This is a genomic window from Comamonas piscis, assembly GCF_014109725.1.
GTDB classification, from domain to species: domain Bacteria; phylum Pseudomonadota; class Gammaproteobacteria; order Burkholderiales; family Burkholderiaceae_C; genus Comamonas; species Comamonas piscis.
On record NZ_CP058554.1, the window covers coordinates 4,543,865 to 4,569,116 of the forward strand.

The 25,252-nt window shown below is 63.6% G+C and carries 18 protein-coding genes; 15 read left to right on the plus strand and 3 right to left on the minus strand.

Going from position 1 to position 25,252, the window contains the following annotated elements; translation table 11 throughout:
- Window positions 1-878 precede the first annotated feature (878 nt).
- The 3 genes from HS961_RS20555 to HS961_RS20565 are packed head-to-tail and all read left to right on the plus strand — an operon-like array spanning window position 879 to window position 7,979.
- Window positions 879-1,985, plus strand: a complete 1,107-nt coding sequence (locus tag HS961_RS20555) for a hypothetical protein (protein ID WP_182325209.1) — start codon at window positions 879-881, stop codon at window positions 1,983-1,985.
- Entirely contained in the window at window positions 1,982-3,967 is a 1,986-nt protein-coding gene (locus HS961_RS20560; RefSeq protein WP_182325211.1) for a hypothetical protein, read from the plus strand. Before HS961_RS20555 ends, HS961_RS20560 begins: the two co-directional genes overlap by 4 nt.
- Window positions 3,960-7,979 carry a DEAD/DEAH box helicase gene (locus tag HS961_RS20565; protein WP_182325213.1) on the plus strand — a complete coding sequence of 1,340 codons (4,020 nt, stop codon included), beginning with the start codon at window positions 3,960-3,962 and terminating at the stop codon, window positions 7,977-7,979. The genes HS961_RS20560 and HS961_RS20565 overlap by 8 nt, the downstream gene beginning before the upstream one ends.
- A 428-nt stretch (window positions 7,980-8,407) precedes the next feature.
- On the opposite strand, the gene HS961_RS20570 is transcribed toward HS961_RS20565, so the two are convergent.
- Entirely contained in the window at window positions 8,408-8,824 is a 417-nt protein-coding gene (locus HS961_RS20570) for a hypothetical protein (protein WP_182325215.1), read from the minus strand.
- A 190-nt stretch (window positions 8,825-9,014) separates the two neighbouring features.
- On the opposite strand from HS961_RS20570, the gene HS961_RS20575 reads away from it, so the two are divergent.
- From HS961_RS20575 to HS961_RS20610, 8 genes are all read left to right on the plus strand, one after another.
- A complete protein-coding gene (locus HS961_RS20575) occupies window positions 9,015-11,105 on the plus strand; it encodes an IPTL-CTERM sorting domain-containing protein (RefSeq protein WP_182325217.1) in 2,091 nt (696 codons plus the stop codon).
- Window positions 11,106-11,435: 330 nt separating this feature from the next.
- A complete protein-coding gene (locus tag HS961_RS20580; protein WP_182325219.1) occupies window positions 11,436-11,741 on the plus strand; it encodes a transcriptional repressor in 306 nt (101 codons plus the stop codon).
- Window positions 11,742-11,892: 151 nt separating this feature from the next.
- Window positions 11,893-12,399: a sigma-70 family RNA polymerase sigma factor gene (locus HS961_RS20585; RefSeq protein ID WP_238347683.1), complete on the plus strand. Its 507-nt coding sequence runs from the start codon at window positions 11,893-11,895 to the stop codon at window positions 12,397-12,399.
- On the plus strand, window positions 12,399-13,364 hold the full coding sequence (locus HS961_RS20590; protein ID WP_182325221.1) for a FecR family protein: 966 nt from the start codon (window positions 12,399-12,401) through the stop codon (window positions 13,362-13,364). Before HS961_RS20585 ends, HS961_RS20590 begins: the two co-directional genes overlap by 1 nt.
- 87 nt (window positions 13,365-13,451) lie before the next feature.
- A complete protein-coding gene (locus tag HS961_RS20595; RefSeq protein WP_182325223.1) occupies window positions 13,452-15,887 on the plus strand; it encodes a TonB-dependent siderophore receptor in 2,436 nt (811 codons plus the stop codon).
- The gene (locus HS961_RS20600) at window positions 15,887-17,008 is read left to right on the plus strand and encodes a FecCD family ABC transporter permease (RefSeq protein ID WP_238347684.1); all 1,122 of its coding nucleotides are present in this window, start codon (window positions 15,887-15,889) and stop codon (window positions 17,006-17,008) included. The genes HS961_RS20595 and HS961_RS20600 overlap by 1 nt, the downstream gene beginning before the upstream one ends.
- Window positions 17,005-17,817 carry an ABC transporter ATP-binding protein gene (locus HS961_RS20605; RefSeq protein ID WP_182325225.1) on the plus strand — a complete coding sequence of 271 codons (813 nt, stop codon included), beginning with the start codon at window positions 17,005-17,007 and terminating at the stop codon, window positions 17,815-17,817. The genes HS961_RS20600 and HS961_RS20605 overlap by 4 nt, the downstream gene beginning before the upstream one ends.
- Window positions 17,814-18,956 carry an ABC transporter substrate-binding protein gene (locus tag HS961_RS20610; protein ID WP_182325227.1) on the plus strand — a complete coding sequence of 381 codons (1,143 nt, stop codon included), beginning with the start codon at window positions 17,814-17,816 and terminating at the stop codon, window positions 18,954-18,956. Before HS961_RS20605 ends, HS961_RS20610 begins: the two co-directional genes overlap by 4 nt.
- 1 nt (window position 18,957) lies before the next feature.
- Here the strand turns inward: HS961_RS20610 and HS961_RS20615 are convergent, their stop codons facing one another.
- On the minus strand, window positions 18,958-19,881 hold the full coding sequence (locus HS961_RS20615; RefSeq protein WP_182325229.1) for a LysR family transcriptional regulator: 924 nt from the start codon (window positions 19,879-19,881) through the stop codon (window positions 18,958-18,960).
- Window positions 19,882-20,032: 151 nt separating this feature from the next.
- Between HS961_RS20615 and HS961_RS20620 the strand changes: the two genes are divergently transcribed.
- Genes HS961_RS20620 through HS961_RS20630 form a run of 3 tightly spaced genes read left to right on the plus strand, consistent with a single transcriptional unit; the run spans window position 20,033 to window position 23,258 of the window.
- The gene (locus tag HS961_RS20620) at window positions 20,033-21,217 is read left to right on the plus strand and encodes a CaiB/BaiF CoA transferase family protein (RefSeq protein ID WP_182325231.1); all 1,185 of its coding nucleotides are present in this window, start codon (window positions 20,033-20,035) and stop codon (window positions 21,215-21,217) included.
- A 14-nt stretch (window positions 21,218-21,231) separates the two neighbouring features.
- Window positions 21,232-22,248: an NADPH:quinone oxidoreductase family protein gene (locus HS961_RS20625; RefSeq protein ID WP_182325233.1), complete on the plus strand. Its 1,017-nt coding sequence runs from the start codon at window positions 21,232-21,234 to the stop codon at window positions 22,246-22,248.
- Complete coding sequence (locus tag HS961_RS20630; RefSeq protein ID WP_182325235.1) at window positions 22,245-23,258, plus strand: Bug family tripartite tricarboxylate transporter substrate binding protein; 1,014 nt, start codon at window positions 22,245-22,247, stop codon at window positions 23,256-23,258. The genes HS961_RS20625 and HS961_RS20630 overlap by 4 nt, the downstream gene beginning before the upstream one ends.
- On the opposite strand, the gene HS961_RS20635 is transcribed toward HS961_RS20630, so the two are convergent.
- Window positions 23,255-24,538, minus strand: coding sequence for an MFS transporter (locus tag HS961_RS20635; protein WP_182325237.1), 1,284 nt, complete (start codon window positions 24,536-24,538; stop codon window positions 23,255-23,257). The genes HS961_RS20630 and HS961_RS20635 overlap by 4 nt on opposite strands.
- Before the next feature lie 88 nt (window positions 24,539-24,626).
- Between HS961_RS20635 and HS961_RS20640 the strand changes: the two genes are divergently transcribed.
- Window positions 24,627-25,214, plus strand: a complete 588-nt coding sequence (locus HS961_RS20640; protein WP_182325239.1) for a TetR/AcrR family transcriptional regulator — start codon at window positions 24,627-24,629, stop codon at window positions 25,212-25,214.
- Window positions 25,215-25,252: the final 38 nt, after the last annotated feature.

Below are 25,252 nucleotides of genomic sequence, written 5' to 3' on the forward strand. Positions count from 1 at the left end.
GCAGCCCCGCCACGGCCCGCAGGCACAGCCCCAGGCCCACGCACGCACGCCGGGGCCACCCCGCCCCCTGCCCCACGCACGCCCCACCCCCTGCATACCCCCGCTGCGCGCGGTCGAGACCCCGCCGCGCCCGCTCTCTTAATAGGTCGCAATTGTCGGCACTGTCGGCGGTGCCGGTATCCAGCACTGGCGTGGCCTGGCGCGGCAGTTTTACCCCCTGTTTAACTGTCGGGAAACGTCGGCTTCTGTTGCGCACTGCAATGCATAGAATCCGCTTGGCCAAACAGGCCGCCACAGGGCACCAGCACCGCCCCAGGGCGTCTTTTTTTGGTTGGCCTATACCATGGCCTATAGACACCGCTTAAACGCCTTATAGCGCCTAAAAATAAGGCTTCTTTACTCCCTGAGCTTCCGCCAGAACAGTAAAAGCACCCCACCGAGGGTGCTTTTTTATGTCTGGAAGTATTGCGTTAGCGAGAGGAAGGGGCACTTACGCCAGATTGGCAGCGGGTATCGCCGTCGGCATCATGACGCGGTACGAGCGCCCATAGACCATAGTCGCCGTAGCCTCTCCGGGCAATATGCGCTCAGCAATGACTTCTGTAGATGACGAAGAGGCCGTCTAGATAGCCGAACCGCCGCAAACTCAGCCAGCCATTCCTTTCACCAATCAGTCAGCAGACAACGCGCTGCAGGGCGCTCCAGTGATGCAGAATGCACTGATGAGATCTTCCAATGCAGGCAGTGTCATTGAGTTCCCCTTCTTCACAGCTCCTGATCCAGCACTTGTCCGAGCCACGTCGGTCCGTGATCCCCTCGGCATTCTCCCTGTATGGAGTGGCATTGGTCGGGAACTCGTCCCCAACCTCGCATCAAGCGTGAACAATCTGGATGGAATCAAAGCAGTTCTTTTGATCCATTGGCTCATGCAAGAGCCGCTTAAGGATTTAGTCACCAATCGCAACTTCCGCAGTTGCTTCCGATTGCTAGAAGGACTGCTGGAGTATTGGCTGTGGGCTGAACCTGGCAAGCAGCATTGCTACGGCAACCGGGCACTTAACAGTCCAGGGGACTTTCAAGTTGGTTCAGGCGATACTGGAACAGCGGTCAACGGCTTGTACCAGTACTACAGAGGTAGCTGCAGCCGGGCTGGACTGCTGGATGCGCAGTGGACCCTGGAGCCGCAAGTGGCTTCAGCTATGACCCGGGCCTGGTCCTACGACGCTACTCATGTATTGCTTCCTGAGCTCAAGCGCGTCCTGGAAGGCAAGAGCCGGCCGTACCAGCCCAAGCAGCTGCTCAATGGGGCAGTGCCATTGGATGCTGTGTTGCGAAAAGTATTCTCCTCGACAGCGCTGACGTCATTGCTGCAGGCACAGTTGCTGGGCAGCTCGGCACAGGTGGCATTGGCGAAGCATTGCGCCGAGATCGCCCGGCAAAAGGTGAACGGCACCGCGCACACAGTCGCGGAGCTGTTGCGGCGGCTGCGCTCCTCCTCCAATGCTGCGAGCGTTCTGCTCCCTTCGCTCATCCGCATCGAACACTGCGAACAATTCCTCGTCGTCCTGCAGAACAGCTTTGACTTGCTGCGAGCGCTCGACCGTCATACGGTGGTTGACGCCGCCAACCGCCTTGAGCCACATAGGACAGCTCACAAGGCAAAGGCGGAGCGCTTCATTGCGTTGTTCAGCGCCCACTGCAACGAACGAGACGGGCAGCTTGCGAAGCTCGCTGAACACCTATCCCAGGGCAAGCCACAGGCCTTCCTGGAAGAAATGGTGCGACATCACCAACGGCTGGTGAAAGAGCGCGGTGCTGAGCCACTGCTCACCATCGATGAGGGGAAGACTGTTTCCCCGCTTGGAGAAGATCGCCCGCTCTCCGAAGTGCAATTGCGGCTGGAGAGCAACACGCACTGGAACAACGGCTACTACCTCTCCGCCGTTGCCGCCATCCACCATCAACTGTTTGGGGAGGCTGCATGAAGCCGCCAATGGAACATCCCGGACTGATGCGCAATGCACTCGAACGCATGTTGGCTCAGTTTGAAGGCGGCAAGCCCGCGTGGGCGCTATTCACGACCTTCACCTTCTCCTCATCCTTTTTCGAAGGCAATGTGCTTCCCTTGCTCGCCGGCATGCCCCTAGATGACCTCAAGGGTAGTAAGGTGGTACGCGCGGAACTGAACGATGCGCTGCAGTCGGTGCGCGCACTGGTGGTATGTGATCGCTCCTCAAATCCACAGGCCAAAGGCGACATGCGCTATGGACTACTGCCGGTGGGATTGGAAGCCGGACGCTTCCATCCCAAGATCATGCTGCTCGGTGGAACGTCGGCAGATGCACCAAACCGACAGGCGCTGTGGCTCAGTGTGAGTAGCGGCAACCTGTCGCTGTCCGGATGGGCCGTTCAGCGCGAAGTGGTCGGAATTACCGGAGTTACGCGCCAGCACAGCGACACGCTCCAGATCCTGGTGCGCTGGCTGCAACAGCAGGCTCGTGAGCGCATTGCGCTTTCTGGGAATGCTAATGCTGACGCTGAAGGTGGCATCACTCTGCTGCTCGAAGACATACTGGAGGCACTAGCCCAACCAGAAAGCTTAGCACCCGAACGGGTAGGTACGCCTACGTTGCATCTTGCGTGGCCGCCTGTACTTGCCGGCGAAACGACCGACCTCCTCCCAGCTCTAACCCGAGGTGAGAGCTGGGAGCGTGCGGTGGTGGTCTCACCTTATTGGGCAGGGGTCGATATGCTCGTGGACAAGCTGGGAGTGAAGAGCTGCATGCTGATACCAGCGCCTACGCCTGAAGGCGTGCTGCAGCGGCCCACTAGCTGCAAGCCAGATCGGTACGATTACGGTCACTTCCGTGATGACGCGGCCCGCGCCTCGCACGCGAAGGCCATCCTCCTCAGCCGCCCAGGGGCACATGCTCTTTGCGTGGGTTCGGCCAACTTCACCACTGCCGCGTGGTCTCACGGCGATGGAATGCTCTCCAACGTCGAGGCTATGCTTCGCTATCGCATCCAGGGCGAGTCGCCGTGGAAAGAGGCCTTCACCACGGTAGACATGCCCCCAGCAGCACAGCAGGCCAACGACCCGGACGCCGAAGGTGCTCCGCCGCTGCCGCCCTTCGATGCCGAAGCTGTGTGCGACTGGAGGGCGCGCAGGCTAGTCGTCAGAGTCCGCTTGCACGACGGCGTAGCGCTTCAGACCTCTACCGTCTCAATCGGTGCGTCAGAGGCTTTAATCGACGTCAAAAAATCATCGCCGCAGGACTTCAGCTTTCCGATGACGTTACTACGCACCATCAAGTCGTTCAAGCTAAGGTACACCCTCGCGAGTGGCGTGGAGGAATATTTCACTGGACTGGTGCTGCAGCTCAATGCGTCGGAGGACTTATTGGGCTACAAACCACGGCCGCGGCTTTCATCAGTGCTCAAGCTTCTGTGCAGCCTGCAACCGCAACAGAAGCCTGAAGCCGTGCGAAAGCGAGTGCGTGGTGAGGGCGATTCCGATGAGGAAGATGGCATCGAGGATGAATCGACGGCACTTTCGCTGGACCTATTTTCCTTTTTTCAGGCCACTTTCCATATGCGTCGATATTTCGAGAGCCACCGCGAGCTAAATCCTTATGACGCCAGTTCACCGTTCGGTCCAGTGGTTCTCTGTCGCGCGATCGCTTTGCAACAGGCCGATAGCGACGAGGCATTGATCATGCGCTATGTGCAATTTTCAGAGCTCCTGGCGACCATCGAGGCGTTGCCAGCATCAAACGCCGCGATGGCCTGCAAAGCTGAACTAAGCGCCACAGTACGGGAAGAGCTGAAGGATCCGGAAAAGCGCGTGCGGACCCTGCTCGGCGAATCAGAAGCCTTCAAGCGCATGTTCCCTAACAGCCGGGCTAGTCAGCGCAGCGAGATGATGATCTCCTGGTTCCGCGAACAGGTGAGCGTTGCTCATGGGTGAGAACCTCTTGCAGGGCCCGCTGACCGCTGGCCAGATCCGCACATTCATTGATTTCGACGGCGGGAGCGCCACCGGCAGCGCGCAGTCGCGCACGCAAAGCGATGGCGTAGCGGCGCTATGGCATCTGCTGCAAACCAAGAATTTCGCCTATCTCGCAGATGAGGTAGGTATGGGCAAAACACGGCAAGCGATGGCGGTGATAGCCCTGCAGTTGCTAGAGAAGCCAGAGGCGCAAATCGTCATCGTTTGCCCGGGCAAGCCACTGCAGGAACAGTGGAAACGAGAGTGGGATGCTTTCACACGCACCTGCTGGCTAGCCCGTGACGATCGCTTGCGCAGCAAGCGCACTGGCAGGTCTGTAAGCCCAATCGTGCTACACGATCGCCTCTCCGATTTTGCGCTAGCGCTGCAGCGTGGCCACGGGCGCATTCACCTTCTGCGCTATTCCTCATTCAGCCGTCCTTTGTGGTTCGGTCGACCGATACAGGACGGGTACTCATTGGAAACGATGTACGCCGCGTATGCACAGGAACTGGCGCCTTTGGGAGCTGTGCCATCGCCGGAAGATCAGGAGGCGCTCGAGAAGGCCCATGCCTGCGCGGAGGCGACCGCGACTGAGCGCTTTGGCACCTTCCTGCAAGGACGCTATGCGGCACGCATCGGCCAACTCCTGTGCGCTCGTGGCATAGGGTTAGCCGTGTTCGATGAAGCCCAGTACCTGCGCCACGTCGGCAACCAGCAGAACCGACACATCCTAGGGGTCTTTCATCCGCACGCGCAACGCTGGCTATTCCTGAGCGCAACGCCATTGCACAGCGGCCCGCAAAGCTTGGCTTGCCTCGACACCTACCTCGCACCAGCACCGAACTGTGCCTGCACCTGCACCCCAGGCTACAGTTCGCCCCGTATCGCGCAACGGCTACGGCCAGGCACCCCGGAGACGCAGGATGTGGTCGCGATCATGCAAGAGTTCATGGTCCGACGCATCCGTACCTACGAGGATGCAGAGGGCAAGGCCTACCCGAAAACAGAATATCGGCGCTACGAGCGCGTTCGCACCTCCTCTGCGGCGGACCCGTTCATGACATTGACGATGGCGTTGGTGCAGAAGCGCCTTGTGATGGCACTCGACGGCAAGCAGAACCGGTTCCGACAAGGCGAATGCTCGTCGTTCGAATCGCTGGCCACCTCCATGCGGGCGCATTGGCGCCGTAACGCGGAGAATTCACCGGAGTTTGAGCACCGCGATGACGGTGGTCCTGCCCAGTCTGATGAGTCGATGGACCGCGCCAGCATCGACGCGCTCACCGTCAGCTTCCATGCAGCAGCTTCGCATCTCGACCCGCAGCCCTCTGATGGCGCTCCCTCGCCCCGTTCACTGCCACATGCCAAGTTGAGCGAGGTAGTACGCCAGGTGGCAGAGCGCAGTTTGAAGGACGGCAGCACGCACAAGTCTCTGGTATTCGTCCGCCGCCTGGACACGGTGGAGGAGCTCCGCGACGCACTGTTGCATGAGTTCCAGAAGGAAGTGGACGGCCGCCTAACTGAGTGGCGCAAATGGCTGCTCAAGCCGCCCGAAGGAGTCACTCTGCGCGAGCAGCCGTGGCTCGATGGACAGTTCTGGAGCACCCCGCCACACAAGGAAGACGACAACCCGGTTGAGCCCGACGAACGTGACTACCCTGACGAGGAGGATGGCCACGTCGCGGTGCCACCGCTCTCGCTAGACTACTTCAAGGCAATCCAAGAAAAAGGCAAACTGAGCTCCTTCCAGGCGCGGCTACGCAATAAATCCTTTGACCGCAACCCTCTCCGTGGCTTCCTCCAAACACGGCTATCGGAGGCACTGCCGAGCGACGAAGGTGCGTGGGCGACCGCGAACGACTGGTGGGCCCGTTTCCTCAGGCTGTGTATAGGTAAGGAAGAGAGAGGGCCCGAAGGTGCCGATCCCTGGAGGACGGCTACGCTGAAGCGTTGCCTGCTGCAGTCGATGCGCCAAACCGATCTGCTAGTCGACCTTTACGTGCTGAACCGTTACGTCAACCGAATCGACCACCAGCCTCAGGCCTTGCCCGATCTACTTCTGCGTTTTCTCGCTGGCGACGCTGTCTTCCCCCTGGCGCTCACCACCTATGCCGCGAACTGGCGCGAACGCTTTCGGCGATGGATCGTCGAATTCGACACTATCATCGACAAGTGCCTGCGCGGAGACAACGCAACCGAGTGGCACCAACTGCACGAGAAAGCGAATTCTGCCTTCGACCGGATGCAGCCCGTGTTCGGCCGCTCCGGCCGCCTGAAGGACAAGAACGCGGTCACTCAGTTCAAGTTCCCGTCCCATCCCAACGTGCTGGTCTGCACCGACGTGTTGAAGGAAGGCGTTGACCTACACCTCTTCTGTGACGAAGTCGTTCACTACGGCGTGGCTTGGACCTCAGGCGACCTGGAGCAGCGCATCGGCCGGGTGGATCGATTCGGCAGCAAGATCAGCAGGCAAATCGCCGCCTTCCGCCCATCCAGCGATTCGGAGGTGGCCCCGCGCTTGCAGGTGAAATTTCCTTACCTAGATGGAACGCTGGATGCACCGCAGGTAGCACGCGTTATTCTGGCCAAAGTCCGCAGCGACCTGCGCATGGATATGAAGCGCCACCATGACGATATGGGAAAAATCTCACTGGAAGACCTGCTGGACCCCGACCGTAATGCGGAGCCCGAAAACACCATACCGATGCGCGCGGTGTTCTTCCCCGATGATCGCCTGCCGCGCGACGCCGACGACGTGGAACCGCAGCCTCCGGAGAGAATCGCGTCGCTGCTCGGAAATGCGCTGAATGCCGACGGTGTTCACTTTCCCCATCTCGGGGCCCTTCGCCGACGCTGTGAATCGCCCGAGGATCCGCTGTCCGCGCATTCGTTGCTGCGAGCCGTGGCTGCGCCAAATAACCGCAACCGATTCAACTTTCAGGCAGAGTGGCTGGAGGCTGAAGAAGCTGGCGCACCAACGAGCAACCTCGCCGCCCAGCTTCGCAAAGCAGATCCCCTGAGCGTCCAAGCGCTGGAGGGCAATCACGGCTTCTCGTTTGATGCGGAGTGGAATACGCTGGCGTACGTCGCCTCGGTAGACCACCCGCTCGCGGTCACGCGCGCCAGCATGCAGACAGTGCTGCTGGAGCAGTTGACTGGTTTCTGGCTTCTGAGGGTACCCCTATTCGCTGCCGACACAGCGCACGACACCGCCTGGCTGGCCCGGCATAACCTAAAGTTGGAATGGTGCTATCTAGCTTGCGAGCATGGCGTCGTCTGGCTGCTGCAGTTTATTGCACAGGTAGCTGTGGATGGCACATTCCTTAAACAAGTGGCAGGCCGACTGGGTGCGCTCGGCGGCTGCCTGCGCACCTCTTTTGGTATGCATTCTGTGGGTAGCTATCGCAGCCGAACATCGCTGCCATCAATGGCTGGACTGAACTATTTTTCTTTGAACGAACGAAAGGTCGCAATGGCCAATGATCAATGGGAAGAGGCAGGTCAGTTTCTCGAGCACCTGCAATTATGGTTTCGAAATGCTTTCGAAGCGGTGCTGAAGTCGCTAGAGCAGGAAGCCTCGCAGTCCGTTATGCAATTGCGGTCGGACGGCGTGCTCCACCTCGTGACAGAAGGACCAGGGCGCGTGCGTCTGCAGGTCTTCCTGAGCAGTCAATGGGTCGTGTGGGAGCTCATCTCAACCACGGCTATCCTGGGCCGACCGCCTACCTTGAAGGCATCGCTCTGGGAAGAGATGCCTCATATCAGCATGGAGGGTTGGGAAGGCGAGAAGAGCGAAGACTGCATGGCTTATGTCGGCGCTAGCGACCAGTATCGCTATGCTGCGGTCTATCACCGGCCTCATGCCTGGGACCGCCATAACATCACGCTGCTCGCAGCATGGCAGAAAGCGCTGCAGCGCATGCAGAGCAACAACTTTCAGCGGCGGGCGCTAGTGCAGTCTTTTCTCGAAGCGGTACACAGCCGTTGAGCAGGACTCAGCCGTTTGCTACATATAGCTGTCCAACTATCGTTGTGATGTTGGGCGGTACTTGACCAGGGACAATCCAGGGTGATGCACATGCTGTGCAAAAACCCACCCAAGCAGTGAGCAGCTCCAAGTTTTGCACAGCACTTTTTGGCGCCAGCGACATAGACTGGGCTTTGCAGCAGCCTGCCTGTGGTGGGGCCAGTGTGCTGAATGTTGCACGATATATGAAGGACGCCCGCAGCCGGCAGTAGCCCTGGGTGAGGGAGGCAAGCATGGCTGGACAAAAATCTTCAGCCGCTAGAACCCGCTTGCCAGGGATACCGCATCGCTGGTTTATCGAGACTCGTGGGCGCCAGCATCGACGTACTGGCGGTGATCAGAGGTCCCCGCAAAGGCTGATGCCACAGCGCCATTGATCCGCCCCCAGATCACCCGTTGCGTATATAGCTCGCCGTCAAGGTCACACCCGCGGCCGGCAGGCGGCTGTCGTTCTTGCCGCTGCGCATCAGCTGGCTGTAGAGCGGCAGCTGGTAGCAGTTGAACAGCTTCTGCATGCCAATGCTGACCGGTTTCTTGTTGTCGAACTGGTAGCGGCCCAGCACATCGACCTTGTAGTAGCTTTTCACATCGGCACGCGCGAACTGGGTCTCGCCATCGGCCAGGAGGTAGTCGCGTGCGCCAAACCAGTTGAACGAGGTACGAAGGCTCCAGCGGCTGCTGGGCTTGTGCAGATAGCCGCTGATCTTGCGCGGCGGGATGCGGTAGCCCCTCTGATGGTTCTTCTTTGACCAAGACTGAACGCGCTCCCGCGACGACCATACAGCCCTCGGTCTGCCCCTCGCCATGGCCCATCCGGCACCGCCTGGCTTGACGACTGTCAAGCATTACAGAGTATCAACCACATTTCTCGGATTCATAAAAATTGTCAAACATCTCGCAGCATAAAGATGGTTGACATTGCCCTGTTTCCGCCGTCTGCACATCCTACTACCATGCATATCCATATTGAATAAAATTATTTCAAATAGGAATGCAATGAACGGCTTCAGAATATCGATGGCCCATTATCTGGGCCTGGGATGTGCAGTGGCAGCACTTCTCCAACCCCTGGCGGTCCAGGCCCAAACTGCACCTGTTATCTCCTGCAGCACCGACCCGGCCATATTCAACACCGGTATTGACGGCAGCAATGGCTACAGCATCAATAGCCCGAAGCTGGCTTTGGGCAGCAAGGATGCGCATTGGTCGATTGCGTCAGCCTTGGGCGATATCACCACCCCTGCTGCTGCTGCAGCGCTCACCTACGCCCAAGGCCCGGTGGACCGTCCGGGCGCCGGCAATGGTGCCTGGGTGCAATCGCCCTTTGGCAATGCCCAATGGATTGGCGTGCAATATGGCAGAGACTATTACGTCTACCAATACCATTTCACGCTCGACCCGGCGGTGGATCCCGACAGTTTCAACCTGAGTTTGAACCTGTATGTGGATAACCAGGTCAGGCGTATCTTGGTGAATGATGCTGTATTTGATTACACCAACAATGGCGCCAGTTTGGGCGTCGGCGGTTTTGGCAGCGGCGGTAATGTCCCCGTGGTACTCAATAATGGTTTTAGAACCGGCACCAACACGATCTATGTCGTCGTCGGCAACCAGGGCGACCCCTCGGGCCTGCTGGTGCAATCCAGCGGCACGGCATCGTGCTCGCCGCCGCTGTCGGTGGCCAAGCAGGCGGTCAACAACGATGGCAGCGCCTACACCGGCCTGGCCAGCGCTAATGCCGCAGTGCTCTACGACATCACCGTCACCAATGCCAGCACGCGCGACGCCAGCGGCGCCCGCCTGCGCGATACCCTGCCCGATGGCCTGCAGACAGCCGTCAGCAGCTGGAGCTGCAGCCGCCCGGCCGGCAGCGCAGCCGTCTGCCCCGTGCCTGCCACCGGCAGCTTCCCACTCGATACCGTGTTGCCGACCCTGCCAGCCGGCAGTGCGCTGGTGTTCCGCGTCAATTCGCGCTTCAGCAGCCCGCTGCCCGCAGGTGCCACGGTCATCACTAACATCGCCACCATTGAGCCGCCCGCTACCAGCACGCTAAGCTGCGATGCGCGCGATGGCTTTCCCACGCCCTGCAGCGCCTCGGCATCGGTGGCCACCAGCCCCCTGCTCAGCGTGACCAAGACTGTGGACGCGACCGGGCCGCTCTACGCCGGGCAAAACGCTACCTACACCGTCACCGTCAAGAACGAAGGCGCGGCCGAGCTGACCGGCGTTGCGCTGTCTGACACCTTGCCCGCCGGCTTTGCCTCGGCCACCTGGAGCTGCCAGTCGCCCGTCGGCAGCCTCGCAGTCTGCCCCCAAGCCAGCGGCAGCCTGTCCGCAGGCGGCACGCTGAGCCAGACCATCGCCAGCATGCGCGCCAAGGCCAGCCTGGTCTACACCGTGGTCGCCACGGTGGACAACATCACCACTCGCATGGACCAGGTCAGCAACACCGCCAGCGTGACCGCCAGCAATGCCGAATGGCTGTGCTACAACCCAGCCAGCGCGCAGGTCCAGGACAAGCCCTGCAGCGCAGCGGCAGCGGTGGATCTGTGGCCCAACCCCTTGCTGCAACTAAGCAAGACGGCGCAAACGACCAGCGCGGTCTACGCCGGCCAAGCGATGAACTACAGCATCACCGCCCTCAACGCTGGTCAAGTGCCCGTCACCCATGCCCACATCAGCGACCCCCTGCCTGCCGGCCTGGAAAACGCCAGCTGGTCCTGCAGCAATAGCGGCGCTGCGCCCTGCGTGCCCGCCAGCGGCACGGGCGCGGTGGATGTGACCGTTGCCTCGCTGGCCGCCGGAGACAGCGTGACGATCCAGTTGGCCACCACCATCAGCGCGCAGCCCCCAGCCAGCCTGGTCAACACCGCATCGCTGGTCGTGAGTGAGTCCAACGCCCAATGCACCGGCAGCACCGCACACCCCTGCATCGCCACGGCGACTGTTGTCACCACTACCCCACCTGTGCCCAGCAAGGCGACGGCGGTGCCCAGCCTGCAGCAATGGAGCCTGGCACTGCTGACGATACTGACCGCAGGCATCGGAGCATGGCGCATGCGGAAGCGCGTTCAACGCATCCGCTAAGGATGCTCTGCAAAACCCTCGCCAAACGGGATGGACGCGGATCGGGATGAGACGCAAGGCGTCTTTTGCAGTCAATAGCAGTAGCTATTGACAAGGAAGACAACGCAGCGGATCGCCCGAGACCGCGTTCAGACCACGGCAGGGAGTTTTGCAGAGGATCCCTAAGCATCTCGATCAATGCCCAGGGTGCGCAGGCGCAGTGCCCCTGGGTCATCCACCCATCCCGCTGACGGACTGGCGTACAGGGCGGCCCGTCCCCCTTCAGGCACATTGACACAAATTGCCACAAATCGACAAACCGGCTCCAAACTCGGGTGTCAGCATGTGCGGATGAATGATGACCGAGCCCCCAACATGGCAGCGTCGGCCTTCCCCGCCGCCCCCTGGTTCAAACGCAGCCGCCATGTGCGCATACGGCCCACGCCAGCGCGGCTGCGGGTGCTGGAGGCCATCGTCCAGTTGGGCCGCTCCAGGGTCAAATGTGCCGATATCACCTTGCACCTGGCCCAAAGCGGCGCCCCACTGCCAGCGGCCACCATCTACTGCGTGGCCAAGGAAATGGCCCAGGCCGGCCTGCTGATGCGCGACCGCGAAGATGGCGGTTTGACGGTCTACAGCCTGGCGGCTGGCGTCTAAAGCAACGCTGCGGCCGCTACCTGGCTCGCGGGCACAGCGGCCCTTATCGCCACCGCTCAACGGCTTCCAAACCAAGGCGAATGCTGCCCTGCAGCAAGGGCTAATCGCGCCGAGGCTAGAATGATAATAACTATCATTCACATTTCTTTCCGTGGTGGACCCCTCTCGCGACCAAGCCCTGCACACGCTCTACACCTCGCACCATTCCTGGCTGCTGGGCATGCTGCACCGCCGTATCCGCAACCGCAGTGATGCGCAGGACCTCACCTCAGAGACGTTTCTACAGGTGGTGGATTCGAGCCTGGACCCGCGCAGCTTCCAGGAACCACGCGCCTTTCTGACGACGGTTGCCAAGCGCATCCTCTTCCATTTCCAGCGCCGCCAGGCGCTGGAGCGCCAGTACCTGGAGAGCATGGCCGCGCTGCCCATGCCTTGCGTGCCGTCGGTCGAAGACCAGGCGCTGGTGATCGAGGCCATTGCCGAGATCGACCGCATTCTGCATGGCCTGCCGCTGCCCGTACGCACCGCCTTTGTCTACAGCCAGCTCGATGACATGCCGCATGAAGAGATCGCCGCGCGGCTGCAGGTGTCGGTGCGCACCGTCTCGCGCTACCTGACCCAGGCCTTGCAGCACTGCATGCAGGCCCAGCTGCGCTGATGGCCTCGCCACCCCCGTTGGATGCGGCCACCCAGCAGGCGATTGACTGGATGGTCTGCCTCAGCTCCGGCCGCGTGCAGCCCGCGGAGCGCCAGGCCTTTGAACGCTGGCAGGCCGCAGACCCCGCCCATGCCCAGGCCTGGGAACGCCTGCAAGACACCGTGGGCCGGCCCGTGGGCGCACTGCGCGCCATCGATGGCCGCCAACCTGGCCAGGCCCAGCAGGCGCGCCAGCTCTTGCTGCAACCCCGGCGCCGCACCGCCCTCAAAGGCCTGGCCGTGGTGGCCAGCGCCGGCGTGGGCCTGCTGCTGCTGGACCGCTGGCAACCGCTGGGCGCCGTGCTGGCCGATTACAGCACCGGCACCGGCCAGCGCGCCCGCTTTGCGCTGCCCGATGGCAGCACCCTGGTCCTCAATGCGCGCAGCCGCGTCAACCTGGCGTTTGACGAAGGCCTGCGGCGCCTGCGCCTGCTCGAAGGCGATATCGTCGTGCAGGTCGCAGCCGATGCGCAGCGCCCCCTGGTGGTCTCCACCGCGCAGGCCGATATCCGCGCGCTGGGCACGCAGTTCGCCGTTGAGCAATTCGCTGAGCGCACCCAGGTGCGCGTGCTGGAAAGCCGGGTCGAGCTGCGCAGCACGAGCGGCGAAAGCGCGGTGCTGCGCAGTGGCGAGGCGGCCCAGGTCGATGCCGCAGGGCTGCAGCGCCTGGCCGCCGACCAGATGCCCAGCACCGAATGGCAGCGCGGCTGGCTGGTGGTGCAGCAGCGCCCCTTGCACGAGGTCATTGCCCAGCTGCAGCGCTACCGCCATGGCCTGCTGCGCGTCTCACCCGAGGCAGCGCAGATCCAGGTGCAGGGTGTCTTCCCCCTAGACGACATTGAGCGCGCGCTGACCGGTCTGGCCGAGACCTTGCCGATCCGCGTACAGCGTTTTGGCGGCTGGCTCACCCGCATTGATGTGCGCTAAAAAATATTTTTCAAAAACACTGTCCGGTTTCGCGTGCTCGATACACAAGCCTTCCAGATGCACCACAAAAGCACAGGGAAGTTCCATATGTTTCGCAGCACACCTTTCTTTCGCCGCTCGGTTCTAGCCGCCTCGCTGGCGCTGGCCGGCGCCTCGGCCAGCCAGGCACAAACATCGCCCTCCGCCGCCGCGCGCAGCACACCCGCCGCCATGCAGTCGGCACTGGGGATCGACATCGCCAGCGGCCCGCTGGCCCAGACCTTGAACGCCATCGCCACCCAGGCGGGCCTGGTCGCGTCGATGGACCCGGCCCTGCTTGCAGGCCGCCAGGCCCCGGCCATCAGCGCCCGACTGACGGTGGAACAGGCCTTGCAGCAAGCGCTGCGCGGCAGCGGCCTGGCACTGGCCATCACCGCCAGCGGCGCGATCAGCGTGCAGCCGGCCGCCGCATCCTCAGCCACCCCGGCCGATGCCGCAGCCGAGGCAGCCGCTGCCATCTCGCTGCCCACCACGGTGGTGCGCGACAGCTATGCAGGCGCCACCACCGAGCACAGCCAGTCCTACACCACGCGGGCGGTGAGTATTGGCAAGACTGAGCAAGCGCTGCGCGAGATTCCGCAGTCCATCTCGGTGCTGACGCGCCAGCAGATCGAAGACCAGAACGCCACCACCTTGGCCGACTCCATGCGCTATGTCACCGGCATGCGCACCAAGCCCACCGGCACCGGCATCGTCAACATCGAGGCCCGGGGCTTTCTGATGGGCAACTACCTGATCGATGGCTTGCCTGCGAAAGGCGGCCAGGGCATCTGGGGCAACACCTTGATGGATGTGGGCCTGTACGACCGGGTGGAGATATGGCGCGGCCCCACCGGCCTGCTCGAAGGCGCGGGCGAGCCCTCGGGCACCATCAACCTGGTGCGCAAGCGCGCGCATGCGGATTTTCTGGTGCAATCGGCCACCGTGCTGGGCTCCTGGGGCCAGCGCCGCCAAGAGCTGGATGTGACCGGCGCGCTCAATGCCTCGGGCACCTTGCGTGGGCGCCTGGTAGGCATCTATGACGACCGCGACAGCTTTGTCGACGAGGTCTACCTGCGCCGCAACACGGTCTATGGCACCTTGGAGTACGACTTCAGCCCCAGCACCACCTTGTCCATCGGCGCGACCGAGCAGCGCGGCAGCTCGCTGTCCTTTGCCGGCCTGCCGCTGCTGGCCGATGGCCGCAACCCGGACCTGGACCGCTCGACCTTTCTGGGCTCCATCCATGGCAAGAAAGAAGACTATGCGCAACGCTACTTTGCCGAGCTGGAGCACCAGCTGGATGGTGGCGGCAAGTTCAAGCTGAGCGCCAACCAGTTTCTGCGCGGCACCGAGTTTGACCGCTACTGGTCCAACAGCTACCTGAACCCGGTCAGCCGCGAGGTGACCATCCTCGGCACCCACCAAAAATCGCGCGAGCGCGACCGGGGCGTGGATGCCTACCTGTCGCTGCCGATGGATTGGAACGGGCTGGAGCAGACCCTGATCGTCGGCGCCAACTACCAGACCTACCAGGGCGGCCAGGTGCAAGGCAGCCCCACCAGCTTTCAGCAGAATGCCGACCAGCCCGACCATGTCCTGCTGATGCCGCCGCAGCGCATTGGCACCCTGCCCAAGACCCGGGTCACCAACCACGGCGTCTATGCCCATGCCCGCATCAAGCCCGTGCAGCCCCTCACCGTGCTGGTGGGCGGCCGCCTGGCCTGGTGGGAGACGCAAGACCCCGAGCAACCGGCCAATGACCAATCGATCCGTGCCAAGTTCGTGCCCAGCCTGGGCTTGGTTTATGACCTGAACACGCAGCTGTCCGTCTATGCCAGCGCCAACAAGGTGTTTGCGCCGCAGACCGATACGGTGGTGAGCGGCGCCTTTCTGCCGGCCCGAACCGGCAACCAGCTGGAGATGGGCATCAAGGGCGAGTTCATGGACAAGCGCCTCAACGCGCACCTGGCGGTGTTCCGCATCCAGGATGAAAACCGCGCGGTGACCGACCCGCTCAACGAAGGCTTTTCGCTGCCCTCCGGTGTGGTGTGCAGCCAGGGCTTTGAGGCCGAGGTATCGGGCAAGCTGACCCCGCAGTGGGACATGACTGCCGGCTATGCCTACACCGATACGCGCCACGTCAGCGGCAGCGTGGATACCGAGGGCCAGCCGTTCAACAGCTCCTTCCCACGCCATAACTTCTCGCTGTGGACCAAGTACCGCTTTGCGGCCGAGCCACTGCGCCGGCTGTGGATTGGCGGCGGCATGCAGGCTTACAGCAGCAATGCCACGACCTATGGCAATACCACCTGGCGCCAGGGTGGCTATGCCGTCTATGCGCTGCAGGCGGGCTATGAGATCAACCGCCACCTGCAAGCCACGGTGACGGTGAACAACCTGTTTGACCGGACTTATTTCGACCGCCTTGCCGGCGGCCGCTACCGCCAGACCTACTACGGCGATCCACGCAATATCACCGTCGCGCTGCGCGCCGCGTTCTGATGGCGCGCCCCTCCACCCCGGCGCTGCCTGCAGCGCCGCTGGGCGGCGCGTCTGCCGCCATGCCTGCCGAATTCGCTGCCTCTGCGCAGGCCCTGGCGCAAGGCTATGCCCAGCTCATGCGCAAGCGCCTTTGCCTGCTGCTGGCGATGGCCATCGGCCTGCTGCTCAGTGTGGCGGCCGATCTGTCGGTGGGCTCCACCGATCTGGGCTGGGCGACACTGGCCACCGCGGTGTTTCTGCCCAGCCAGGTGCCGCTAGAGACCGCGCTGATCGTGCAGGACCTGCGCCTGCCCTATGCCCTGATGGCGGTGCTGGTTGGGGTGGCGCTGTCGCTGGCCGGCGCCGAGATGCAGACCATCCTGAACAACCCGCTGGCCAGCCCCTTTACCTTGGGGGTCTCGTCTGCCGCTGCGCTGGGCGCCGCGCTGGCCTTGGTGCTGGGCCTGGGCATTCCGGGCCTGCCAGAAGAGGCCATGGTGCCCGTCAACACTTTTGTGTTTGCCTTTGCCTCGGTGCTGCTGCTGCAGGCCACCGCCCGGGCCCGGCCCGGCTCGCGCCAGATTCTGGTGCTGTTCGGCATTGCGCTGGTGTTCAGCTGCAATGCGCTGGTGGCGCTGCTGCAGTATGTGGCCTCGCCCGATGCGCTGCAGCAGCTGGTGTTCTGGAGCATGGGCAGCCTGGCACGCGCCAACTGGACCAAGCTGCAGCTGCTGGCCCTGGTCATTGCCTGCGTGCTGCCTTTTTCGCTGCGCGCAGCCTGGCAGCTCAATGTGCTGCGCCTGGGCGAAGAGCGCACCTTGAGCTTTGGCATCGATCTGAACCGCCTGCGCCTGGCATCGCTGCTGCGCGTGAGCCTGCTGGCCGCCACCGCCGTGGCCTTTACCGGCACCATCGGCTTTGTGGGCTTGGTGGGGCCGCACATCGCGCGCATGTTGGTCGGTGAGGACCACCGCATTTTTCTGCCCGCCAGTGCGCTGATGGGTGGGCTCATCATGTCGCTGGCCTCCATCGCCAGCAAGACCCTGGTGCCCGGCACCTTGCTGCCGGTGGGCATCGTCACCGCGCTGGTCGGGGTGCCGCTGTTTGTGTGGCTGATCTTCCGCAGCGGAGCACGCGCATGAACCCGCCCTCCCCCTTGCTGGTGACGGGCCTGAGCGTGGGCTACCGCCAGCGCCAGGTCATCGACCAATTGCAACTGCCGCTGCTGCAGCCCGGCCAGGTGACCGCCTTGGTGGGCCCCAATGGCGCGGGCAAGACCAGCCTGCTCAAGGCGCTGGCGGGCCTGGTGCCCGCCCGTGGCTGCCTGCAGCTGGGCAGCACCGCCTTGCATGCGCTACGGCCCGCGCAGCGCGCCCAGTATGTTGGCTATATGCCGCAGTTCGCCGCCGAAGGCGTGGCGCTGACCGTGCTGGAGAGCCTGCTGGCCGCCTTGCGTAGCCAAAGCAGCCAGCGCAACCCCAGCGATGCACCGGCCAGCGCCACACCCATCGAACGGGTGCATGCCTTGCTGCAGCAGCTGGGCATTGCCCACCTGGCGCTGCTGCCGCTCGACAGCCTCTCGGGCGGCCAGCGCCAGCTGGTGAGCCTGGCGCAATCGGTGATCCGCGAGCCGGCCATCCTGCTGCTGGACGAGCCCACCAGCGCGCTCGATCTGCGCCACCAGGCGCTCGTGATGGGCACGGCACGCATGCTCGCCCAGCAAGGCCGCATCGTCATCGCCGTGCTGCATGATCTGAACCTGGCCGCGCGCTGGGCCGATGCACTCATCGTGCTGCGACGCGGCAGCCTCTACACCAGCGGCAGCCCGGTGCAGACCTTGACACCGGCGATGCTCGCCGAGGTCTATGGCGTGCAGGCCCGGGTGCAAAGCTGCACACAAGGCTGGCTGCAGATCGTGGTGGATGGCACCACCGCAGGAGACCCGCCATGAAGGGCCTGCAGCGGCTACTGGCCGTCCTGGCGCTTTTGTTGACCACCAGCACGGTCGCGCTGGCAGCCTACCCGCTGCAGGTGAGCGATGTTGCCGGCCGCCTGGTCCGCATCGCCGCGCCGCCCCAGCGCATCTATGTGCAAAACGGCAATACGATGACGGCGCTGGCGCTGCTGGAGCGCGAGGACCCGTTTGCCCGCCTTGCCGGCTGGAACAACTCGCTGGGCGACTCCGACCCCAGCCTGTGGCGGCTGATGCAGCAGCGCTGGCCCCATGCCACGCAGCTGCCGCTGCTGCCATTTGACAGCGCAGGCCATGTCGATCTGGAAGCGCTGCTGCGCCTGCGCCCCGACCTGGTGCTGCTGAGCCTGGAGAGCCGCCCAGCGGTAGAGGGCGGCCGCATTGCCGCGCTGCTGGCGGCACTGAACATTCCGATCCTCTATGTGGACAGCTCGCGCAACCCGGTGGCGCACCTGCCCGCCATGCTGCAGATGCTGGGCCAGGTGCTGGGCCGCGAGGCCGAAGCCCAGGCCTATCTGGACTTCTACCAGGCGCGCCTGAACGCAATCCAGCAGGTGGCAGCCACCGCGCCGCGCCCGCCGCGTGTGTTTGTCGAAATACGGGCCGGGCGCCTGGGGCTGGCGCAGTGCTGCTTCTCGCAGGGCAACACCGCCTGGGGTTACCTGATCGAGGCGGTGGGCGGGCGCAATATCGCCAAGCAGCTGCTGCCCGGCATGACCGGCGATATCGCGCTGGAGACCTTGATTGGCCTGCAGCCCGATCTCTACCTGATGACCGGCACGCAGCGCCAGCGCAAAGGTGCGCGCACCATCCCCTTTGGCTACGACATCTCCGTCAGCGAGGCCGAGCAGGCCATGACCCGGCTGATGCAGCGCAAGGGCCTGGCGCTAGCCACCCAAGGCGCCGGCGGCTGTGTGCAGGCGCTCTACCACCAGTTCTACGACAGCGCCTTCCATATCGCCGCGCTGGAGCACCTGGCCAAGATGCTCTACCCCGATCGTTTGGCAGCGCTGGACCCGGACCAGACCTACCGAGAGGTACTGAAGCGCTTCACCACCCTGCCCGATGCGGACTTTGTATTCCACATCAGCCGCAACCATGCAGGGGAGCCTTGCTAGCTCAAAGCGCCGTGCCCAAACGCCAGCCCGGCGCCATCTTCTGGATCGATGAGACCAGCAACTCGATCAGCGCCAGGGTCGCCGCCGAGGGCTGGCGGTTCGGCGCGCGCACGATGTACAGCGCATCGCCCACGCCTTTGACGCCAAAGCCGCCCAGCACCTGTACCAGGCTGCGCTGGGCGATGGCATCCCGCACGGCATAGTAGGGCAGCAGCACCACGCCCAGGTCGGCCATCGCGGCATTGAACAGAAACTGGTAGTCGCCCGACTGGATCGACGGTGTGCTCTGCACCTGTTCATGCAGGCCATCGCTGTGCCGCCAAAACTCCAGCCGGTGGTGGATGTTGAGGGGGGCCAGCAGCCGGGCGTGCTTGATGTCCTGCGGGGTTTGCAGCGCCAGGCCCAGGGACTGCAGATAGGCCGGGGTGGCAAACAGCCCCCATTCGATGCCGCAGACGCGGGTGGCCACATGGTCTTCCAGCGGTGCCGAGGTGATGTGGATCGCCAGGTCCACCTTGGAGGCCACCAGGTCATGGATCTGGTCGTTGATCACGAGGCGCAGCAGCAGATCAGGGTGCGCCTGGCAAAAGTCCAGGATCAGCGGCTTGAGGTGGAAATGCCCCAGGCCGGTGGGGATGCGCACGCGGATCTCGCCACTGATGGTCTGGTGGATCTGGTCGATCTGCAGCTGGGCGCTTTGCAGCGCATTGAGGGCCTGCAGGCATTGGCCATGCAGGATGCGGCCGGCCTGGGTCAGCTCCATATGCCGGGTGGTACGGCGCAGCAGCTGCGCGCCAAACTGCTTCTCCAGCAGCGCCAGCCGGCGCGACACATTTGAGCGGGTCACGCCCGAGCGCTGGGCCGCATCGCTCAGGTTGCGCGACTCGGCAATCGCCACAAACAAACGCACCAGGTTCAGGTCCATGGCCGGCATCCCCTTTTGATTGTTGATTCTGAATCACCACTGATGGCTGTGCTTTGGTGGTTCCCAAAGCGACCTCCTGTTTCTACCATGGGTGTCACAACAAACGCCCGGCATCCTGTCGCATTGCCCGGGCCATGCAAGGAGACAATACGTGACGCCAGAGTCAACACTGGGGTTTACCCCGCTCGCTGGTTTCAAGGTCCTGGATTTGAGCCAGGGCGTGGCCGGCCCTTACTGCGCCCAGCTGCTCGCCCACCAGGGGGCGGAGGTCATCAAGGTCGAGCCCGCACAGGGCGACTGGGGCCGCCATGTGGGAGTCGCCCGCAATGGCCACAGCACCTTGTCCAGCACCTACAACGCCGGCAAGCAAAGCCTGGCGGTGGATGCCAAGCATCCCGACGGCAAGGCGCTGATTCTGCAGCTGGCGCGCGATGCCGATGTGGTGGTGCAGAACTTTCGCCCGCAGGTGGTGGAACGCCTGGGCCTCGACTTTGCCGCCCTCCAGGCGCTGGGGCTGGAACCCGTTTATGTATCGATCAGCGGCTATGGCCCGGATGGCCCCTTTGCCGACAACCCCGCCACCGACTCGGTGATGCAGGCCGACACCGGCCTGATGAACAGCAACCGCGATGCGCAGGGCGCGCCGCAGCGCATCGGCTTCTTGCTGGCCGACATTGCCACCGGGGTTTATGCCGCGCAGGCCTGCACCGCCGCGCTACTGCAGCGCATGAAGACCGGCAAGGGCCAGCATGTGGAGCTGAGCCTGTTCAATGTCTGCTGCGCGCTGCAATCGACCGCGCTGTCGGAAGAGGTACTGGGCGGGCAGACCGTCAAGGCGGCGGTCAGCGCGCCCAATGGCATTTTTGATGCGGCCGATGGGCGTTTGACGATTCTGGCGCTGAACAACGAGCAGTTTCTGCGCATTGGCAAGGCCCTGGACCTGGCCGGCTGGGACAGCGACCCACGCTTTGCCAGCAATGCGCTGCGGCTGCAGCACAAGACGGTACTGCATGCCGACCTGGCCCGCGCCGTGGCAGATCGATCGCTGGCCGAGCTGCGCGCACTGTTCAACCAGCACAGCGTGCTGCATGCGGTGGTGCATAACGCGGCCGATGTGGTGCAGCACCCGCAGGCCCGGCACCTGGCCACCTTCAAGACCGTGCAGCAGCCCGATTTTGGCGAGGTGCTGATGGCGGCCACCCCCTGGCCGGCCAAGCCCGATGGGCCGCTGCCCGCACCGCGCATTGGTGCCGACAGCCTACAGATTTTGCGCACCCTGGGCCTGCAGCCTGATGAGATCGACGGACTGGCGGCCCGCCAGGTCGTAGGCCTGTGAACGGAGCCACGCCCATGAAAGCCATTGTTTGCCGCAGCTTCGGCCAGCCCCACGATGTGATCGCCGTCCAAACCACCGAGCCCCCCACCACCCTGGCCCCCGACGAGGTGCTGATCGACGTGTCCCATGCCACCGTCAGCCACGCCACCGGCCTGCTGATCGAGGGCAAGTACCAAAAGACCCCGCCCCTGCCTTTTGTGCCCGGCACCGAAGGCGTGGGGCGGGTGCTGCAATGCGGCAGCGCCGTGGACCATCTGCAGGTGGGCGACCAGGTGGTGTTTATCTGTGACTGGGGCGCCTATGCGCAGCAGGCCAAGGTGCATGCCAGCACGGTGTATGCCGTGCCCGCGGGGCTGGACCCGCTGCGGGCGCTGGCGCTGCCCATCTCCTACGGCACGGCCTACACGGCCCTGCACTGGCGCACGGCACTGCAGGCGGGCGACAGCCTGCTGGTGCTGGGTGCCGGCTCGGGCGTGGGTGCAGCTGCTGTGGAGCTGGCGGCCCAGGTGCCCGGCGTGCAGGTGATTGCCTGCGCCAGCAGCGAAGACAAGCGCCAGGCGGCCCTGCGCCGTGGCGCGCAGCATGCGGTCGACCCGCAGCACCTGATTGAGCAGGTCAAGGCGGTGACGGGGGGCAAAGGCGCCAGCCTGGTGTTTGACCCGGTGGGCGGCGACCTGCTGCTGCAGGCGCTGCGCTGCACCGCGCAGAACGGGCGCATCGTCATCATCGGTTTTGCCAGCGGCACGATCCCCAAGGTGCCGATGAATATTGCGCTGGTCAAGAACCTGACGATCCACGGCTTCTTCTATGGCCAGTACATCGGCTGGACGCCCGCCAACGAGCGCCAGCGCCATGCCGCCGCCATGCAGGCCATGATGGCCGCGCTGTTTGAGATGGCCCACCGCGACGCCATCCATCCCGACATCTCGCGGGTGTACGCCATGGATCAGCTCTGCGATGCGCTGGACGCGCTGCACAGCCGCGAGGTGCTGGGCAAGGTCGCCCTACAAATACAAGGAGACAAGACATGACACAAGGCCATTCACCGCAGCGCCGCCAGGCCCTGCAATCGCTGCTGCAGACCGGTTTGGGCCTGGCCCTGCTGGGCGGCGGCCTGCCCGCCGTACATGCGGCATCAACGGCCGATTACCCGGCCTCCACCATCAAGCTGGTGATCCCCTACCCGCCCGGCGGCCCCACCGACTTGGTCGGGCGCCTGGTCGCCATCTCGATGAGCGAGAGCCTGAAGCAGACCATCTTCATCGACAACAAGCCCGGCGCCAGCGGCATGGTGGGCGCGGCCCAGGTCGCCAAGGCCCAGCCCGACGGCTACACCTTGCTGGCCAATGCCTCGCTGCAGGTGATCAACCCCTCGGTCTACGACAAGGTGCCGTATGACTCCTTCAACGACTTTGCGCCAATCACGCAGATTGTCGATGTGCCGTTGGTGCTGGTGGTCAACAGCGAGCTGCCGGTGTCGAACGTGCAAGAGCTGGTGGCCTATCTGAAAGCGAGCAAGAACAGCATCAACTTTGGCTCGGCCGGCAATGCCTCGTCGCAGCACCTGTCGGGCGAGCTGTTCAAGCTCAAGACCGGCATTGCGATGCAGCATGTGCCCTACAAGGGCAGCTCGCCGGCGCTCACCGATCTGATGGGTGGCCAGCTCCAGCTGATGTTTGATTCGATGCCCTCGGCCATGCCCTTTATCACTTCGGGCAAGCTCAAGGCGCTGGCTGTGACCACCGCCAAGCGCTCCAGCTCGCTACCGCAGATTCCGACCATGCAGGAATCGGGCATTGCCGACTACGCCACCAGCACCTGGTATGGCCTCTGGGCCCCCAAGAACACGCCGCCCGAGATCGTCCATAAACTGGCCCAGGCTGCGCAGCAGGCCCTGCGCAAGCCCGAGGTGGCCGCGCAGTACCAGCGCATGGGCGCCGAGCCAGTCGGATCGAGCCCGCAGGAGTTTCTGGCCTATATGCGCAGCGAAGAAAAGAAATGGGCCGAGATCGTAAAACGCTCAGGCGCTCGGGCGGATTAACCCACGGCGCGCATAGCCACGGCTGGCTTGCGCACCCACAAAACCGCCGCTGCCGCCACCAGGCAAGCGGCGCCTGCGACAAACAATGCGGGTGAGTAGGACGACAGCACCGAGCGCGCCAGGCCAGCGCCATAGGCGGCCACTGCGGCACCCAACTGGTGGGCGGCAAACACCCAGCCAAACACCAGGGCTGCGCGCTCGGGCCCAAACTCGCTGGCCACCAGCTTGACGGTGGGCGGCACGGTGGCAATCCAGTCCAGGCCATAGAACACGGCAAACAGCGACAGGCCGGCCACGGTGAACTCGGAGTAAGGCAGCCAGAACAGCGACAGCCCGCGCAGGCCGTAGTACCAGAACAGCAGCTTGCGGCTGTCATAGCGGTCTGACAGATAGCCCGACAAGGTGGTGCCCACCAGGTCAAAAATCCCCATCATCGCCAGCACAGAAGCGGCCGGCACGGGGCCCAGGCCATAGTCGCCGCAGAGCGATATGAAATGGGTCTGGATCAGCCCATTGGTGCTGAGCCCGCAGATAAAGAAGGTGCCCGCCAGGATCCAGAACGCCGGCACGCGCGAGGCAGCGGCCAAGGTGCTAAAGGGCAGGCTCCAGCTGGCGCGGGGCGCAGGCGCGGCAGGCGCTGCAGCAGGGTCAGCGCCATAAGGGGCCAGCTGCATCTGGGCCGGGCTGTCACGCATGAACAGCAGCACCAGCACGAGCACGATGACCGATGCCACCACCACCGGCAGCAAGGCCCAGCGCCAGCCGTACTGCGCAATCAGCCAGGCAGCGACCGGCAAAAACAGCAGCTGGCCGGTGGCACTGCTGCCCGCCAGCAATCCCATTACCAGGCCTTTGTGCTGCACAAACCAGCGGTTGGCCACGGTAGCGCCCAGCACCATGGCAGTCAGCCCCGTGCCCATGCCCAGCACAATGCCCCAGAGCACAAAGGCCTGGCCCAGGTTGCGCATGACCAGCCCCGCCAGCAAGGCGCTGGCAATCACCGCGGCGGCCAAGGCCACCACACGCGACACGCCATAGCGCAGCAAAATGACGGCAGCGAATGGACCGAGCAAACCGTACAGTGCAAAGCGGGTCGCAAACACCGACGACAGATCGCGCACACTCCAGCCAAACTCCACCGCCAGCGGCTGCATCAGCACCCCCGGCAGGCCCAGCGCCGCCGAGGTGACCAGCATGGCCAAAAAGGTGATGGCGGCAATCACCCAGGCGTAATGGATGCCATGGCGCTGGAGCACCACGGCGAGTCGGGAAGCGAGCATATTATTTGGACGTTATCGGACGAAGAGTTACAATGATAGCGATCACAATCAAAAACTGTCAAGCACAGGTTCAAGCAGGGTATTTGCGATGAAAGTCACCAAGGAACAAGCGCAACACAACCGCCAGGCACTGCTGGATGCCGCCGCTGCGCTGTTCAAGGAACGCGGCATTGATGGCACGGGCGTGGCCGATATCTGCCAGCAGGCGGGCCTGACGCAGGGCGCGCTCTACAAGCATTTCAGCGACAAGCAAGACTTGGCAGCCCAAGCGCTGGCGCATGGCTTTGGGCAAGGCTTTGGCAAGGTCAAGCAGGCCAGTGAAAAGAGCGACCACCCGATCGCCACTTATCTGGACACCTACCTGAACCCTCAAGTGCGGGATGACATGACCCGGGGCTGCCCCCTCGTCTCCACCGCCTGCGATGCCGGCCGCCAGAGCGAGGCGGTGAGCCGCACTTTTAGCGATGGCTTTGCCGAGCTGCGCGCCGGCATCGAGGCCGCCTTGCCGCCCAGCGCCGACCCGCAGCAGCGCCAGGCACTGGCCAGCACCTTAGTGGCTGCACTGGTCGGCGCGATGGCCATCTCGCGCGGCGTCGTCAAGTCCGATCCAGCGCTGGCCGACGAGGTGCTGCAGCAGGTACGCACGGTGGTGGAAGGCTTGAGCTCCAAGCCCTGATCGGCGTCAATAACGCTCCCATGCAAAAGGCCGCCAAC

Bases quoted from the DNA above. Each gene is read 5' to 3' on its own strand.
- HS961_RS20560 (WP_182325211.1), top strand. From the start codon at position 1,982: ATGAAGCCGCCAATGGAACATCCCGGACTGATGCGCAATGCACTCGAA.
- HS961_RS20565 (WP_182325213.1), top strand. From the start codon at position 3,960: ATGGGTGAGAACCTCTTGCAGGGCCCGCTGACCGCTGGCCAGATCCGC.
- HS961_RS20570 (WP_182325215.1), bottom strand. From the start codon at position 8,824: ATGGCGAGGGGCAGACCGAGGGCTGTATGGTCGTCGCGGGAGCGCGTT.
- HS961_RS20575 (WP_182325217.1), top strand. From the start codon at position 9,015: ATGAACGGCTTCAGAATATCGATGGCCCATTATCTGGGCCTGGGATGT.
- HS961_RS20580 (WP_182325219.1), top strand. From the start codon at position 11,436: ATGAATGATGACCGAGCCCCCAACATGGCAGCGTCGGCCTTCCCCGCC.
- HS961_RS20590 (WP_182325221.1), top strand. From the start codon at position 12,399: ATGGCCTCGCCACCCCCGTTGGATGCGGCCACCCAGCAGGCGATTGAC.
- HS961_RS20595 (WP_182325223.1), top strand. From the start codon at position 13,452: ATGTTTCGCAGCACACCTTTCTTTCGCCGCTCGGTTCTAGCCGCCTCG.
- HS961_RS20600 (WP_238347684.1), top strand. From the start codon at position 15,887: ATGGCGCGCCCCTCCACCCCGGCGCTGCCTGCAGCGCCGCTGGGCGGC.
- HS961_RS20605 (WP_182325225.1), top strand. From the start codon at position 17,005: ATGAACCCGCCCTCCCCCTTGCTGGTGACGGGCCTGAGCGTGGGCTAC.
- HS961_RS20610 (WP_182325227.1), top strand. From the start codon at position 17,814: ATGAAGGGCCTGCAGCGGCTACTGGCCGTCCTGGCGCTTTTGTTGACC.
- HS961_RS20615 (WP_182325229.1), bottom strand. From the start codon at position 19,881: ATGGACCTGAACCTGGTGCGTTTGTTTGTGGCGATTGCCGAGTCGCGC.
- HS961_RS20625 (WP_182325233.1), top strand. From the start codon at position 21,232: ATGAAAGCCATTGTTTGCCGCAGCTTCGGCCAGCCCCACGATGTGATC.
- HS961_RS20630 (WP_182325235.1), top strand. From the start codon at position 22,245: ATGACACAAGGCCATTCACCGCAGCGCCGCCAGGCCCTGCAATCGCTG.
- HS961_RS20635 (WP_182325237.1), bottom strand. From the start codon at position 24,538: ATGCTCGCTTCCCGACTCGCCGTGGTGCTCCAGCGCCATGGCATCCAT.
- HS961_RS20640 (WP_182325239.1), top strand. From the start codon at position 24,627: ATGAAAGTCACCAAGGAACAAGCGCAACACAACCGCCAGGCACTGCTG.